The organism is Bradyrhizobium sp. USDA 3311 (assembly GCF_054062495.1).
This window is the reverse complement of sequence record NZ_JBSSFI010000001.1, coordinates 1,937,902-1,951,948: the sequence shown is the minus strand read 5'-3', so window position 1 is coordinate 1,951,948 and position 14,047 is coordinate 1,937,902. Positions and strand designations below refer to the sequence as shown.

14 protein-coding genes are annotated in these 14,047 nt (G+C 65.6%); 5 read left to right on the top strand and 9 right to left on the bottom strand.

Going from position 1 to position 14,047, the window contains the following annotated elements; translation table 11 throughout:
* Positions 1 to 6: 6 nt before the first annotated feature.
* From ACVWW6_RS09170 to ACVWW6_RS09130, 9 genes are all read right to left on the bottom strand, one after another.
* The gene (locus ACVWW6_RS09170) at positions 7 to 957 is read right to left on the bottom strand and encodes an AEC family transporter (RefSeq protein WP_011083096.1); all 951 of its coding nucleotides are present in this window, start codon (positions 955 to 957) and stop codon (positions 7 to 9) included.
* Positions 954 to 1,832 carry a triphosphoribosyl-dephospho-CoA synthase MdcB gene (mdcB, locus tag ACVWW6_RS09165; RefSeq protein ID WP_011083097.1) on the bottom strand — a complete coding sequence of 293 codons (879 nt, stop codon included), beginning with the start codon at positions 1,830 to 1,832 and terminating at the stop codon, positions 954 to 956. Before mdcB ends, ACVWW6_RS09170 begins: the two co-directional genes overlap by 4 nt.
* Positions 1,829 to 2,509, bottom strand: a complete 681-nt coding sequence (mdcG, locus tag ACVWW6_RS09160; protein WP_304549408.1) for a malonate decarboxylase holo-[acyl-carrier-protein] synthase — start codon at positions 2,507 to 2,509, stop codon at positions 1,829 to 1,831. Before mdcG ends, mdcB begins: the two co-directional genes overlap by 4 nt.
* A complete protein-coding gene (mdcE, locus tag ACVWW6_RS09155; protein WP_456680574.1) occupies positions 2,484 to 3,206 on the bottom strand; it encodes a biotin-independent malonate decarboxylase subunit gamma in 723 nt (240 codons plus the stop codon). Before mdcE ends, mdcG begins: the two co-directional genes overlap by 26 nt.
* Complete coding sequence (locus ACVWW6_RS09150; RefSeq protein WP_038966669.1) at positions 3,193 to 4,131, bottom strand: biotin-independent malonate decarboxylase subunit beta; 939 nt, start codon at positions 4,129 to 4,131, stop codon at positions 3,193 to 3,195. The genes mdcE and ACVWW6_RS09150 overlap by 14 nt, the downstream gene beginning before the upstream one ends.
* On the bottom strand, positions 4,128 to 4,445 hold the full coding sequence (mdcC, locus tag ACVWW6_RS09145; protein ID WP_011083101.1) for a malonate decarboxylase acyl carrier protein: 318 nt from the start codon (positions 4,443 to 4,445) through the stop codon (positions 4,128 to 4,130). The genes ACVWW6_RS09150 and mdcC overlap by 4 nt, the downstream gene beginning before the upstream one ends.
* 10 nt (positions 4,446 to 4,455) lie before the next feature.
* Entirely contained in the window at positions 4,456 to 6,102 is a 1,647-nt protein-coding gene (gene mdcA, locus ACVWW6_RS09140; protein WP_456680573.1) for a malonate decarboxylase subunit alpha, read from the bottom strand.
* Entirely contained in the window at positions 6,099 to 6,965 is an 867-nt protein-coding gene (locus ACVWW6_RS09135; RefSeq protein ID WP_456680572.1) for an MBL fold metallo-hydrolase, read from the bottom strand. Before ACVWW6_RS09135 ends, mdcA begins: the two co-directional genes overlap by 4 nt.
* A 97-nt stretch (positions 6,966 to 7,062) precedes the next feature.
* Entirely contained in the window at positions 7,063 to 7,848 is a 786-nt protein-coding gene (locus ACVWW6_RS09130) for an alpha/beta hydrolase (protein WP_060909808.1), read from the bottom strand.
* A gap of 320 nt (positions 7,849 to 8,168) precedes the next feature.
* Here ACVWW6_RS09130 and ACVWW6_RS09125 point away from each other — a divergent pair, with 320 nt between their 5' ends.
* The 5 genes from ACVWW6_RS09125 (at position 8,169) to ACVWW6_RS09105 (ending at position 13,920) form a co-directional block, all read left to right on the top strand.
* Positions 8,169 to 8,510 carry a hypothetical protein gene (locus ACVWW6_RS09125; protein WP_161532633.1) on the top strand — a complete coding sequence of 114 codons (342 nt, stop codon included), beginning with the start codon at positions 8,169 to 8,171 and terminating at the stop codon, positions 8,508 to 8,510.
* Positions 8,511 to 8,645: 135 nt separating this feature from the next.
* Entirely contained in the window at positions 8,646 to 9,185 is a 540-nt protein-coding gene (locus tag ACVWW6_RS09120; RefSeq protein ID WP_456680571.1) for a hypothetical protein, read from the top strand.
* Between the two features lie 19 nt (positions 9,186 to 9,204).
* Positions 9,205 to 10,377: an efflux RND transporter periplasmic adaptor subunit gene (locus ACVWW6_RS09115; protein ID WP_011083108.1), complete on the top strand. Its 1,173-nt coding sequence runs from the start codon at positions 9,205 to 9,207 to the stop codon at positions 10,375 to 10,377.
* A complete protein-coding gene (locus ACVWW6_RS09110; protein ID WP_456680570.1) occupies positions 10,374 to 13,517 on the top strand; it encodes an efflux RND transporter permease subunit in 3,144 nt (1,047 codons plus the stop codon). The genes ACVWW6_RS09115 and ACVWW6_RS09110 overlap by 4 nt, the downstream gene beginning before the upstream one ends.
* Positions 13,504 to 13,920 carry a thioesterase family protein gene (locus ACVWW6_RS09105; RefSeq protein ID WP_456680569.1) on the top strand — a complete coding sequence of 139 codons (417 nt, stop codon included), beginning with the start codon at positions 13,504 to 13,506 and terminating at the stop codon, positions 13,918 to 13,920. The genes ACVWW6_RS09110 and ACVWW6_RS09105 overlap by 14 nt, the downstream gene beginning before the upstream one ends.
* Positions 13,921 to 14,047: the final 127 nt, after the last annotated feature.

Here is a 14,047-nt window from a genome sequence, read left to right as displayed (position 1 = left end):
CGCGACCTAACCGGGAAAGAGCATGGCGATCGCAATCGCCAGGGTCACGACGCTGAATCCGGTGCTGGCGATGACCATGGATCCCGCCGTCGCGGAATCCAGCCGGTAGTTGACGGCAAACAGGATGCCGAAAAAGCCCGAGGGCACCGCGGCAAGCAGAATGGCAGTCTTCGCGGGATCAGGCGCAATCGGAATGAAGTGAATGACCGCAATGGCCAGCAGCGGCCGAACGACATCCGAGGCCGCCGTTGCGGCCACGATCCGCCAATCCAGCCGGAACGATTGTGCCGACAGAATCGCCCCCGTGAGAAACAGGGCGACACCCGCGGCGGCGCTCCCGATCAACGCCAGGCATGCATGGGCGAGTGCATCGAGGCTCACGTCCGACAGCGAAAGCAGGATGCCTGCCGCAGGCGCCAGTACGACCGGCTTGGTGATCGCGCGCCTGACTGCCGTCAGAATCTGCCGCATCGACAATTCGGCGCCCTGCGCCCTGCTCGCACCCATTTCCACCATGATCAGGGTCAGCGGGCTGATCAGAATCGAGCCCGTTGCCAACGCGACCGCAACCGGGACGGTGCCGGCGGGGCCCAACACGGACGACAGGATCGGAAGTCCGACGCCGGCAAGGTTCGGAAAGCCGATCGTCAAGGCCTGCAGCGACGCATCGGACCGGGACGCCTTCGAGAACCTGCGCGCGGCGCAATACCAGGCGACATAGAGCAACAGCATCGTCACGCCGAGCACCATGGAGAGCGGAACCTGTTCGATCATATCGCGGCGCGAGGCCGAAGCGGTCGCGGCGAACAGGGACGCCGGCAGCGCAAAATCCATCACCAGCGCGTTGAGGGCGTCGACGTGAAGATTGTCGACGATATGAAATTTTCCGGCGGCGTATCCCAGCAACAGGACGAAGAAGACCGGCACCAGCGCCATCAGGATCGCGTTGGACATCATGGAATCGGCCTTTCATGGACATCGACGAAGAGCGTCATAGCGAGCAGGTCGGCCGATCCACCCGGGCTGAGACGGCGGGCGACGAAACTTTCGTGGATCGATTGTGCCCGCGCACGCCAGCCGGACGCGCAGACGCCGCCGGCATCGACGAAGCGACGCGCCGCGTCATGCGCAAACCGAAGGCCGTCGAGCCCGCCGCGATGCAGGAGGTTGGTGTCTTCGACGGAAGCGATCAGAGCAAAGCACGCCTCGACCCGGGCGGCTTCCGTATCCTCCACAACGACAGTTGCTCTCCGCAAGGCCGGCAAGCCGATTCCGTAGATGCTGGGAAATCCCCTCGCGGCCTCGATACGCGCACCGCCCGCGCGAAAGCGGCGGCGGGCCACGCTGCCATGGCTGTGCAGCAGCACCGGTCCATCGAGGATGCTGTCGCCCCACAGGCGCGCCACGACGTCGCCAAGCGGAAGCTCGGGATCGACCAACCCGCCGGCTCTCGCGCCGGCGGCCGCGCACAGCAGGCCGAGCCCGAAGATCGCGCCACGGTGCGTGTTGACCCCCGACGTCGCCGCGAACATGGCGCGCTCCGCCTCGAGGCCAATGATCCGCAGCCGCCCCATGCCGCAGCCAAACGCACCCGCATCGGCCAGGCGCTGCAGATAGGGCCTGATGGCCGCGGCGCTGCGACGAAACGTGCCCGCATCCATGTCATCGTGACTGCCATTATCGACATGGCTCACCAGCCCCGGTTTCGGCCAGGTTTCGAGCTCCTTGACGAGGCAATCGGCGGCGACAGCCCCGATGGCAGAGACATCGGGCATCATCCGCGCGCGGCGCAGAAGCGGCCGTTCCATGCCTCTTGCGGCCATGGTGATCATGATCCCGTCGCTCCCGAAATGAATTGATGCCTGTCGAGCAGGACCACGCGCTCAATGCTCTTGACCAGAAGCTCGCTCGCGCCGCCGTGGACTTCACGCCAGTTCACCGCTGCGCCGTCGGCGCTCATCAGCTCGCCATCAAGCCGCATCGGCGCGCTGGTCTCGATCGCGGCGACATCGGCGACGAAGCGATCGATGTCGGTTTCGCTTCGAAACTCGAACAGGACATCGAGATCGGAACGGCCGGTCACGTAGTCGAGCCCGGTCAACGACTGCCAGGCCAGGCTGCCGTAGACGCGCGCGTCCACCGAATGGCGAAGCGCCAGCCCGTCGAGCCGGTCGAGCGTCGGCCACCAGTTGCGCGGCGCGTAAGCCCGCGCCTGTTGCAGCGACGGCGGCCGCGCGACCAAGGCGACGTGGTCGATTTCGACCAGGAGGGCAACCCGTTTCTTGCCGGCAGAAGGCGGCAGGGGCAGGCCCAGCGCGACGCCGGTTGCCTCGTGTGGCAAGGCGCGCCGCCTGATCGTCGGCCACCGCATTTTGGGCCAGCGCGCGAGAAGGGAATCGGCGGCGAGATCGTCGCGCGCGTCCAACATCGCGCGCCACCCCGCGGGGCTGACGAAGACGAGGTCGTGACGACCAGGTGCTCGATCACCGTGCTTGCAGGGCGAGGTCACGAACGCGCTCCGCGATCTCGGCGGCCTTCAGCCGGCCGCCACGCTCCTTGCCGAGCGCATCCCGCCGGTCCTGCGCGGCCGGCATGTCGGCGAGCAACGCCTCCAGCTGGTCGGCGAGCGAAGCGGCATTGCTCCATGTCATGTGGACGGCACCCATTTGCGCGAGATTGGACAGGCCCGGTGCGAACACCGGCGTCGACTTCGCCTTTTCCTGCAGCGCCTCCATCGACAGCTTGGTCACCTTCGCCATCGAAGGCAGGTCCATCACCGCGGGATCGGCTCCGGGCAGCCCGACCAGCACACGCGTTGCAAGGCCCGTCGCAAGCAGCGCGCCCGCAGCCGAGTGGCCGTACAGAACGCCGATGGTCGGGCGGCCATTCATGTCCGCGTGGATCAGCACCTTCGCCAGATGTGCGAGGAACTCGTTCAGCCCGAGCAGCTCGTCGCGCTTACTCATGCGCTGGCTGTCGCTGTCGACGAGCACCAGGGCCGGCCCGGAGTCACGGCCGATCGACTCCAGGAGATGTGCGGAAAGCCTGATGGCCTCGTCGACGCCCAGCGCGGTGCGGTTCGCAACGCCGATCACCAGCATCGTGCCACCGGATCGCAGCGTCGCCGAGCCGTGAAGGACGCCGTTGTCGTTGCTTACCTCATGGCCGTCAGGAAAGAGCGAGGCGATGATGTCATCGAGCGTCACGGCTGGTCCTCCCGATCCTGTTGGCGAGCGCAATGAACTGATCTGCCGGCAGCTCCGGAACCGTCTCAGCGTGCTCGATGCCTTCCGCGGTCCAGATGTCGACGGCATCCGCGCAGGCGCCGAAGCGGCGCAACCGTCCGGCGAGCCGTTCCTGCTCGGCCTTCAGCCTGTCGAGACCGAAAGGTCCGACCAGGCCGATCAGCTCCAGCGCGGCCTCGCGAAAATCCTGCACATTGTCGTCGGCAAAGACATCGGCGGCGCCGAGCAGGCGGCGGTGCTTGCCGCCCATCGTCCGCCAGACCAGGGCACGATCGCGCGAGTCGAACTCCTCGACGCCGCGATTGGTCTCGATGACTTCGGGACCTGACACAGCGATGCGCCCCGGCTCCGAGACGGCGAGCGCGGAGCAACAGCCCGCGATCAAGCCGCCGCCGCCGTAGCATCCGGACCTCCCGCCGATCAGGCCGATGACCTTCACGCCGGCGGCGCGCGCTTCCATCACGGCGCGCATGATCTCGGCGATGGCAAGCTCGCCGGCATTGGCTTCCTGCAACCGGACGCCGCCGGTATCGAACAGGATCAAGACGGGGATCGAGCCGATCTCGCGCGCGGCGCGGAGCAGCCCGGTCAGCTTGGCGCCGTGCACTTCGCCGAAGGCGCCGCCCATGAAGCGGCCCTCCTGCGCGGCAACGAACACCGGCGAGCCGTCGAGGCGACCGTGACCGACGACGATGCCGTCGTCGAACTGCTCGGGAAGATCGAATATCTTCAGATGCGGGCTGACCTCGCGCTGCTCCGGCCCGATGAACTCGACGAAGCTGCCGGCATCGAGCAGCAGTTCCAGCCGCACGCGGGCCGACGCCTCGTAGAAGCTGGTGCTGTGCGCCCGTTCGGCGGGGGTGATGTGCTTGATCGGCGCGGTCATTGGCCGTTCTCCGCGATCGATCGCACCGCCTGCGCCAGCCGGAGCGAGACCGTATCGGGACGCGCGCCGCCGTCATTGATCGAGAACTTCAGCCCGCCGGGCGAATAGCGCTCGACGAAATCGCCGATCACGGCTCTCCAGACCTCGCCGAAGCCGACGGCGGCGGTCTTGATGTCGATGGCACATTCCGCATCCGGCAGCACGCGCTCCACCAGCACTTCGAGATTGCCCGAGGCAACTATGCCGACAATCGCGCTCCGCCTGGCGCCGTCGGCGCGGGCGCGAACCGGATGTCGAAAGCTGAGATCTTCCATGGCGCGTTCCTCACCAGTTCCTGAATTTCGAAGGGGGTGCGTACAAGCCACCCGACCAGCGCACGAGATCCTTGATCGAGCGCGCCGCCAGCAGGCTGCGATCCGCATCGAGCGGATTGATGCCGAGATCTTCCGGCCGGCGGATCACGCCGCGCTCGCGCAGGCGCGCGACCATGCCGTGGTCCCGCCGACGGCCGACATCGGTGTAGCCGGCAACGCCACGGATGGCCTGCTCGCGCTCCTGCGCGGTGCGGCACAGCAAGAGGTTCGCCACGCCCTCCTCGGTGACGATGTGCGTGACGTCGTCGCCATAGATCATGACCGGCGCCAGTTCGAGCTTCAGCTTCTCCGCGAGCTCGATGGCATCGAGCTTCTCGACGAAGAGCGGCACGTTCTTGTCCCCGAACGTCTCGCCGATCTGCACGACCAGCTTGCGGCCGCGGCGCATCAGTGCCGAGCCGTCCGGATCGGCCTCCGCTCCGGCCTTCAGCCAGGGCTCGCTCGGATGACGCCGCCCGCGGGCATCCGCCCCCATGTTCGGGGCGCCGCCAAAGCCTGCGATGCGCGAGGTGGTGACAGTCGACGAATTTCCCTGCAGATCGATCTGCAGCGTGGAGCCAATGAACATGTCGCAGGCATAGAGCCCAGCGGCCTGACAGAAGGCGCGGTTGGAACGCAACGAGCCGTCGGGACCGGTGAAGTAGACGTCGGATCTGGCGCGGATGTAGTCATCCATGCCGACCTCCGATCCGAACGAGTGGATCTGCCGCACCCAGCCGGATTCGATCGCGGGAATGAGTGCGGGATGCGGATTCAGCGCGAAGTGGGTCGCGATCCTGCCCTTCAGCCCCAGCCGCTCGCCGAATGTCGGGAGCAGGAGTTCGATCGCGGCCGTGCTGAAGCCGATGCCGTGATTGAGCCGCTGCACGCCATAGGGTGCATAGACCCCCTTGATCGCCAGCATCGCGGTCAGGATCTGGCCTTCCGTGATCGCGGCCGGATCGCGCGTGAACAATGGCTCGACGAAGAACGGCTTGTCAGCCTTGACGATGAAATGGACACGGTCCGCCGGGATATCGACCCGCGGAACCGTCTCCACGATCTCGTTGACCTGGGCGATCACGACGCCGTCCTTGAACGCCGTCGCCTCGACCACGGTCGGTGTGTCCTCGGTGTTCGGGCCGGTGTAGAGATTTCCCTCACGATCGGCGCTGACGGCGGCGATCAGCGCGACGTGCGGCGTGAGGTCGATGAAGTAGCGGGCGAACAGTTCGAGATAGGTATGAACCGCGCCCAGCTCGATCTTGCCGCCGAACAGCATGCGCGCAATCCGCGCCGATTGCGGCCCGGAATAGGCATAGTCGAGCCGCTTCGCGACGCCGCGGTCGAACAGGTCCAGATGTTCGGGCAGAACGACGCCCGACTGCACCATGTGCAGATCGTTGACCCTGGAGGGATCGACCGCCAGCAGCGCGCGGCTCAAGAGATCCGCCTGCTTCTGGTTGTCGCCCTCCAGGCAAACCCGGTCGCCCGGCCGGATCACGGCCTCCAGCAGGCGCGTGACGTCGTGTGCTTCGACGACCTTGCCGCGGGCAAGGACTGCGCCCGCCGCAATGCGGGCATCACGCGCGACACGGTTGTCCTGCCAGCTCGTCATGACTTCGGCCCCTTTGCGGCGTTGGCCCCGCTCCAGAGCGATCCCGGATTGGCACGGTCGGGATGGAGCTCGAGCATCGCCTCGTAGAGCTCGCGCGGCGATGTCGTCGCCTTGTCGAGGCGGTTGAAATCGAGCAGGTATTGCCGGGTCGCCGCGATGTTGCGCGGATCGTCGTCGTTATCCGGCTTTTTGTGTCCGGCGACGACGAAGCGCGGCTTCAGCGCCGCAAGCCGGTCGAGCGCGGCGATCCATTCCAGCCGGCTCTGCGTGTCGGTTTCGGCCAGATAGGGATGAATGCCGTTGTACACGGTGTCGCCGGCGACGATCAGATCGAGAGACGGGACATGAAGGGCGGTTGAGCGCGCCGTATCGGTTCGTCCCATGTCGATGACGACGAGCTTGTGTCCCTCGAGCGTGAGCTCGCCTTCGAGGGGTGCAGCCGCCACCAGGCGCTCTGCGATCTCGCCCGGAAAGCGCTTGCGCCAGAAACCGTCGAGCGAGGCCGGCGAGAGCTGCGCCTTCATCTCGTCGACGACCTCGGGAACGGCAACGGCTTTTGCCTGCGGAAAACGGTCGAGCAGCGGTGCCAGCCCGAAGAAATGATCCCCGTGCCCGTGTGTGACATAGATCGTCGTCAGATTTCGCTCGCAAGACGCGACCCAGTCCAGCAGCGTTTTCGACTGCCCGGCGGTGAGGAACGTGTCGACGAGGACCGCGTCCCGCTCGCCGTAGATCAACGTCGACGAATTCGCGACCCACATCAGGTCCGGATTGCCGGACGGCAAGTCGCGGCTCAGTCCGGCCCGCTTCACCGTCGTCACCTTCCAGTTCAGGGCGGCGCCGGTCGTCTCGATCACGTTCATGGGAGTTCTCCTGATGGCACAGTCGGGCCGGCGGGAGTGCTGTCGCTCCCGCCGTCCTTCCTTCTGCCGGTCGTGCGTCAGGACCGGCGAAGCGTGATCAGCGCGTAACCGGCTGCTGGATGCTGCGCGCGGCGCGGGTGATGACCGCAGCCACTTCCTTCGGATGCGACTCGTAGACCGAGTGGCTGGCGCCCGGGATCACGGTGGTCTGGCTCTTGGCGCGCTCGTAGTACCAGCGCTCCAGATCCGGATTGATGATCTGGTCATTGCCGGCGACGATGCCCCAGCTCGGCTTGGTCTTCCACGCCGCCGCCGTCAGCGGCGTGCTGAACACCTGGGCCGCGGCCGGGACCTGGGAGCGCGCGACGAACTCGGCGCGCTCGCGCGGCAGATCGGGTGCGAACAGTTTCGGGAATTGCACGGGATCGAGATAGGTGAACTTGTCCGGCGTCACCTTGATGACGCCCTCGGTCTTCCCGAGCACGCTCGGCGTCTTCTTGCCCAACGCCGATTCGTCCTCTCCGACGTCGGGCGCGTGTGCGGCGACGTAGACGAGACCGACGACGCTCGGATGAACGCCGGCCTCGGTGATGATCGAGCCGCCGTAGCTATGGCCGACGAGAAGCGTCGGGCCATCCTGCAGATCGAGAATGCGCTTCGCCGCCGTGACGTCGTCGGCGAACGAGGTCTCGGGCTCCTGCACCATGGTGACGCGGAAACCTTCCTTGGTCAGGATCTCGTAGACCGGTTTCCAGCCGGACCCATCCACCCAGGCGCCGTGCACCAGGACGATGTTCTTCAGGGGCTCCGCGTTCGCAGGGACGACGGTCGAGAGCAAGGAGAGAGCGGCGGCAAAGGCGAGACCAGCGTTGAGGTGTTTCATGTCGGGATCACTCCGGGTTGGAATGACGCGACACTAGTTTCGATGCTTGCCCGCGTATTTCGGCAAGCAACGGCCCTTGCCACTTCGCACGCCGGGACACGCGAGCGGCGACGATCGCTGCTCGAACATCCTCCGGACGCGGCCCGGTTGAGAGACGCACTTCTAACGGAGGGCCCACGTCATGCACACTGACATTCATGACAATGATCTCTCGCAAGCGTGAACGGCCGGCGTTCATACGCGAAAGACGATCGATACGCGCTCTGTCATTCACGACAACGTTCCCGACGTCACTCGAAATCCAAGCATAGGATTGAACAATGACATCCATCGCAAAGTGCAGCGTCGCTCTCTTCGCCCTGCTGTGCGCGACCATGCCGGCTCATGCCGGAAGCTGCGCGGATGACATCGCGCAAACCCAGGCCCAGCTCGATCTGGCCATTGAAAAGGATGCGGGCTCCCACGGCTGGAAGCCGGAGAGCCTCAGCGCGCTGCGCAGCCATCAACCGACGCCCCGCTCGCTCGCGGAAGCAGAAGGTGGCAACGGCGTCGATTTCACCGACGCGCTCGACTCGCTCGATCGCGCGCGCACCGCCAATCGCGCCGGCGACATCGCCGCGTGCAGCCGGGAGATCGCACACGCACGGGCCATCCTGAGATAGCGAAGGCGCCTCAGGGCCTATGGCGAGGCGACGCCTCCTCGCCGTCGTGCAGCCGGGGAGCAGGACGTGCGTTCTGGAAATACCCGCGCGAGCGCATCTTTCTAATGTCCATGCATAGAGCCGGAGCCCTCTTCCATGCGAGATCAGCATTCACCGAACGACGCCGGCGCACGGAGTTCCGAAGCGCGCCGGTTCGCCTTGATGCACCCTGCCGCGATGCTTGCGACCAGCGTCCTGTGGCTGGTCTCGACTGCGGCCATCGCCCAAACAACAATGCCGGGAACGCAGCCGCCTGCCGGCATGCTTGCGACCTCGCCGCTCAACCCGCAATCCACGCGACCCGTGGGCATTCCGTTGGGATCGACCGAGATCGCAACGCCCGGCATCTCCCCGATCAACCCCGCGCAAAACACGACCGCCTGCGCCGAATCCGGCAATGCTTCATCCTCCGGAGCATTGTTCGACGGCGGCGGGCTGTCCGGCACCTCATCGACCAATTGCCCCGGCAGCACGGCAGCAGTCTCGTCCCTGCCCTCGACATCGACGGTCGGCCGCGTCGGGATTCCGCTGGGCTCCACCGAAATCGGCGGCGCCGGAATCAGTCCGTCCGTGCCGGTGCCCGGCCCCACGTCCACGGGCGGCACGACTTCGATCGACGGCTCCGGCAATCCCTGAGATCAGAAGGACCATCACCGTGAAACGCAACCTCACCATTGCATTCGTTGCTCTCGCCGCGATCCTGATCGGCGCGGGTCTCTGGTTCTTCGGCACCGACCGGAAGCCGGCCGTGGCAGCCGCACCCGTGCCCACCGCCGTGCCGGTGGTCGCCGCCAGCGTCACCGGCAAGGACGTTCCGATCTATCTGCGCGGCATCGGCACGGTGATCGCCTACAACACCGACGTCGTGCGCAGCCAGATTCAGGGACAGATCGTCAAGATCGCCTTCACCGAGGGACAGACCGTCAAGGCCGGCGACCTGCTCGCGCAGATCGATCCGCGTCCCTACGAGGCGCAGATCGAACAGCTGACGGCCAATCGCGACAGGGACCAGGCGCAGCTCGCGAATGCCGAGGCCAACCTCTCCCGCTACAATCAGCTCGGCGACAAGGGCTATGCGACCCCGCAACTGATCGAGACGCAGACGGCGCAGGTGGCGCAGCTCAAGGCCGCCGTGAAGGCGGACCAGGCCCAGATCGACGAGGCCAATGTCCAGCTCAGCTATACGCGCCTGTCGTCGGCCGTCCCCGGCATCACCGGCGTTCGCCAGATCGATGTCGGCAACGTCATTCATCCGACCGATCCCAACGGCCTCGTCATCGTCACCCAGATCGAGCCGATCTCGCTGCTGTTCACCCTGCCGCAGGCCGATCTGCCGGTGATCCAGGAGCATGCCGCGAAGGGCGAACTGAAGGTCATCGCCTACAGCCAGGACAACAAGACGAAGCTCGACGAGGGCACGCTGCTGCTGGTCAACAACGAGATCGCGGGAACGACCGGCACGGTCCAACTCAAGGCCGTGTTCCCAAACCATGAGCACAAGCTGTGGCCGGGCCAGCTGGTCAACGCGCGCCTGCTGCTCGAGGTCCAGAAGGGTGCGCTCACTGTCGCCGGCTCGGCCGTGCAGCAGGGACCGAACGGCAGCTATGTCTATGTCGTGACCGACGGCCAGACGGCCACCTTGCGTCCCGTTCACGTCGTGCAGATCAGCGATGGCCAGGCCCTGATCGACCAGGGACTGAAATCAGGCGACGTCGTCGTGATCGACGGCCAGTACCGACTCACGGAAGGCAGCCGCGTTCGCGAGCTGCACGGCAAGGCCGCGCGTGAAGCCGACCTGCAGAGCGCCGTGCAGGATGCGATCCCATGAACCTTTCCGCGCCCTTCATCCTGCGGCCAATTGCAACCGCCCTGCTGATGGCCGGCCTGCTGCTGTGCGGCCTCGCGGCCTATCCGCTGCTGCCGGTCGGTGCGCTGCCGAACGTCAATTACCCGACCATCCAGATCTCGGCGCAACTGCCCGGCGCCGATCCGGGTACCATTGCCTCGTCGCTGGCGACGCCGCTCGAGCAGCAGCTCAGCCAGATCCCCGGCGTCACGCAGCTCACCTCGTCCAGTGCGCTCGGCGTCGCCCAGCTCACGGTGCAATTCGAGCTGTCGCGCACCGTGGACAGCGCGGCGGTGGACGTGCTGGCCGCGATCAATGCCGCAAGCCCTTTCCTGCCGCCGAACATCCCCTACCCGCCGACGATCAGGAAGGTGAATCCGGCGGAGACGCCGATCATGCTGATCGCGCTGACGTCGGACTCGCTGCCGCTGACCACGGTCGACGCCTATGCGGAAAACATCCTGCTGCCGAAGATCTCGCAGGTGCCGGGTGTGGGTCTCGTCGGCATCGGCGGCCAGCAGAAGCCCGCGATCCGTGTTCGCGTCAATCCGCAGGCGCTTGCCGCCCGCGGCATCGGCCTCGAAGACGTCCGCAACGTGATCGCCGGCGCCAACGTCGACCTGCCCAAGGGCACGCTCAACAGCCCGCGCGTCACCTATACGCTGAACACCAACGATCAATTGCTCAAGCCCTCCGCCTATGAAGACCTCATCATCGCCTATCGCAACGGCTCGCCGGTGCGGATACGCGACATCGGCACGGCGATCGAGGGGCCCGAGAACGACCTCCTGGCCGGCTGGTACGGCAAGGAGCCCGCCATCATCCTGGCAGTCCAGCGCGTTCCCGGCGCCAACGTGATCGAGACGGTCGACCGCATCAAGAAGCTGCTGCCGCAATTGCAGGCCTCCGTTCCACCGGCGATCAAGGTGACGATCGCCGCCGACCGGACCGCCACCATTCGCGCCGCGGTCTCCGACGTTCAATTCACGCTGATGCTGACGGTCGCACTGGTGGTAATGGTCATATTCCTGTTCCTGCGGAATTTCTGGGCCACCATCATCCCGGCGATCACGGTTCCCCTGTCGCTGATCGGCACGTTCGCGGTCCTCTACGTGCTCGGCTACAGCCTGGACAACCTCTCGCTGATGGCGCTGTCGATCGCGGTGGGCTTCGTCGTCGACGATGCCGTCGTCGTCATCGAGAACATCGTGCGCCATCTCGAGCAGGGCATGACGCCGATGGAGGCCGCGCTCAAGGGTTCCAGCGAAATCGGCTTCACGATCGTCTCCATCACCCTGTCGCTGATCGCTGTGTTCATCCCGCTTTTCCTGATGGGAGGCTACGTCGGCAAGCTGTTCCAGGAATTCGCCGCCACGATCACGGCTTCGCTGCTGCTGTCGCTGGTCATCTCGCTCACGCTGACGCCGATGATGTGCGCGCGGCTGCTGAAGGACGACTCGCGGAAGAAGCACGGCCGAATCTATCTCGCCTTCGAACGCGGTTTCGACGCCCTGCTTGCGCTTTATGCGAGCGGCCTGCGAATCGTGCTGCGCCATCGCTTCGTGACGCTGCTCGTGATGCTCTCGACGATCGCGCTGACCGGCTATCTCTACGTGATCATTCCGAAGGGTTTCTTCCCGCAACAGGATACCGGGCAGATTGTCGGCATCACCGAAGCCGCACAGGACATTTCCTTCCCCGCCATGTCCGAACGCCAGCAGGCGATCGTCGACATCCTGTCGAAGGATCCGGCAATTCAGTCGGTGGCGAGCTATATCGGTCCGGGAGGTCCCACGGCGACGCTCAACCAGGGACGGATATTCATCGTCCTGAAGCCGAAGCCCGGGCGCAAGGCCAGCGCCGACCAGATCATCGAACGCCTGGGACCCCAACTCGCCCATATCCAGGGCATCAGGCTTTACATGCAGGCCGCGCAGGACATCACCATCGGCGCACGCCTGTCGAAAACGCAATACCAGTACACGCTGACGGACGCCGATTCCAACGAGCTCACCAACTGGTCGGCGATCTTCCTCAAGAAGCTCCGCGAGCTCGACCTCATCACCGACGTCGCGAGCGACCAGGCCAATGCCGGTCCGCGGCTGGAGGTCACCGTCAATCGCGAGGTCGCATCGAGCTTCGGCATCCTGCCTACGACGATCGACAATGCCCTCGACGACGCATTCGGCCAGCGCATCGTCTCCACGATGTTCACCTCGCTGAACCAGTACCATGTCGTGATGGAGGTCGATCCGCGTTTCCAGTACGGGCCGGAAGCGCTCAAGGACATCTACCTGAACTCGGCCACCGGCCAGCAGGTCCCCCTGAGCACGCTGGTTCACAGCGTCATCAAGCCCGCGCCCATCCTGATCAACCACCAGAGCCTGTTTCCGTCGGTCACGATCTCGTTCAACCTGCGGCCCGGCGTCGCGCTCGGCGATGCGGTGACGGCGATCCAGAACATCGAGAAGAGCACGGGCAAGCCCGCCTCGCTGTCGACCTCGTTCCAGGGCAACGCCCAGGCCTTCCAGTCATCCCTGCGAGGCACACCGCTGCTGATCGGGGCGGCGCTGATCGTGATCTACATCATCCTCGGCGTGCTCTATGAGAGCCTGATCCATCCGATCACGATCCTGTCGACGCTGCCGTCGGCCGGCATCGGCGCGCTGTTGCTGCTGCTGGCGGTCCACATGGATCTCAGCGTCATCGCCATCATCGGCATCATCCTGCTGATCGGCATCGTCAAGAAGAACGGCATCATGCTGGTCGATTTCGCTCTCGAGGTGGAGCGCCAACACGGGCTCAGCCCGGAAGAGGCGATCTACCAGGCCTGCACGCTGCGCTTCCGTCCGATCCTGATGACGACGATGGCGGCGCTGCTCGGCGGCGTGCCGCTGATGATCGGTTCCGGTACCGGCGCGGAGCTGCGCCAGCCGCTCGGCTACACGATCGTCGGCGGCCTGATGCTCTCGCAGATCCTGACGCTCTACACCACGCCCGTCGTCTATCTCTATCTCGACCAGCTCAGCAACTGGCTGACCGGGCGCAAGCCGCGGGCGGCCGCGACACCCACTTCATCCACGACCAAGGCAGATGCGGAATTGAGCCATGAATCCGCTTGAGAGGCTGACCGCCGGCATGACGGCAGAGAAGCTGGTGACCGTCACGTCCGAGATGACGGTTGGCCATGTGGTGCCGGGAATGCCAGCCGTCTACGGCACGCCGATGATGATCCTGCACATGGAGATGGCCGCGGGATCGGCCGTTCAACCATTCCTGCCGACGGGCCATGTCAGCGTCGGGATGATGGTCAATATCCGCCATCTGGCGGCAACCCCGGTCGGCCGCAAGGTGCGCGCGATCGCGCGGGTCGTCGCGGTCGACGCCAGGAGTGTGCTGTTCGAGGTCGAGGCCTGGGACGGCGATCGCAAGATCGGCGACGGCAGCCACCGGCGCGGTGTTGTCGATGTCGCCGAATTCGAGCGGCGGTTCGGCGTGACGAAGCCCGCCGCTGAGATGGCCTAGGATCGCTGGCGGCAGGCAGCCCGATCGCGGCTTCGTGCGTTTTGACAAAGCGCCTGCGAAAACACAAAAGACCGCTCTTCGGCGGCGCGGTAGACCTCCCGCATGACGCTCGAACGCCTGGATGGCC

Coding starts and splice junctions, on each gene's coding strand:
- ACVWW6_RS09135 (WP_456680572.1), bottom strand. CDS start 6,965: ATGAACGTGATCGAGACGACCGGCGCCGCCCTGAACTGGAAGGTGACG.
- ACVWW6_RS09170 (WP_011083096.1), bottom strand. CDS start 957: ATGATGTCCAACGCGATCCTGATGGCGCTGGTGCCGGTCTTCTTCGTC.
- ACVWW6_RS09120 (WP_456680571.1), top strand. CDS start 8,646: ATGCGAGATCAGCATTCACCGAACGACGCCGGCGCACGGAGTTCCGAA.
- ACVWW6_RS09110 (WP_456680570.1), top strand. CDS start 10,374: ATGAACCTTTCCGCGCCCTTCATCCTGCGGCCAATTGCAACCGCCCTG.
- ACVWW6_RS09125 (WP_161532633.1), top strand. CDS start 8,169: ATGACATCCATCGCAAAGTGCAGCGTCGCTCTCTTCGCCCTGCTGTGC.
- ACVWW6_RS09105 (WP_456680569.1), top strand. CDS start 13,504: ATGAATCCGCTTGAGAGGCTGACCGCCGGCATGACGGCAGAGAAGCTG.
- mdcA (WP_456680573.1), bottom strand. CDS start 6,102: ATGACGAGCTGGCAGGACAACCGTGTCGCGCGTGATGCCCGCATTGCG.
- ACVWW6_RS09150 (WP_038966669.1), bottom strand. CDS start 4,131: ATGACCGCGCCGATCAAGCACATCACCCCCGCCGAACGGGCGCACAGC.
- mdcB (WP_011083097.1), bottom strand. CDS start 1,832: ATGATCACCATGGCCGCAAGAGGCATGGAACGGCCGCTTCTGCGCCGC.
- ACVWW6_RS09130 (WP_060909808.1), bottom strand. CDS start 7,848: ATGAAACACCTCAACGCTGGTCTCGCCTTTGCCGCCGCTCTCTCCTTG.
- mdcC (WP_011083101.1), bottom strand. CDS start 4,445: ATGGAAGATCTCAGCTTTCGACATCCGGTTCGCGCCCGCGCCGACGGC.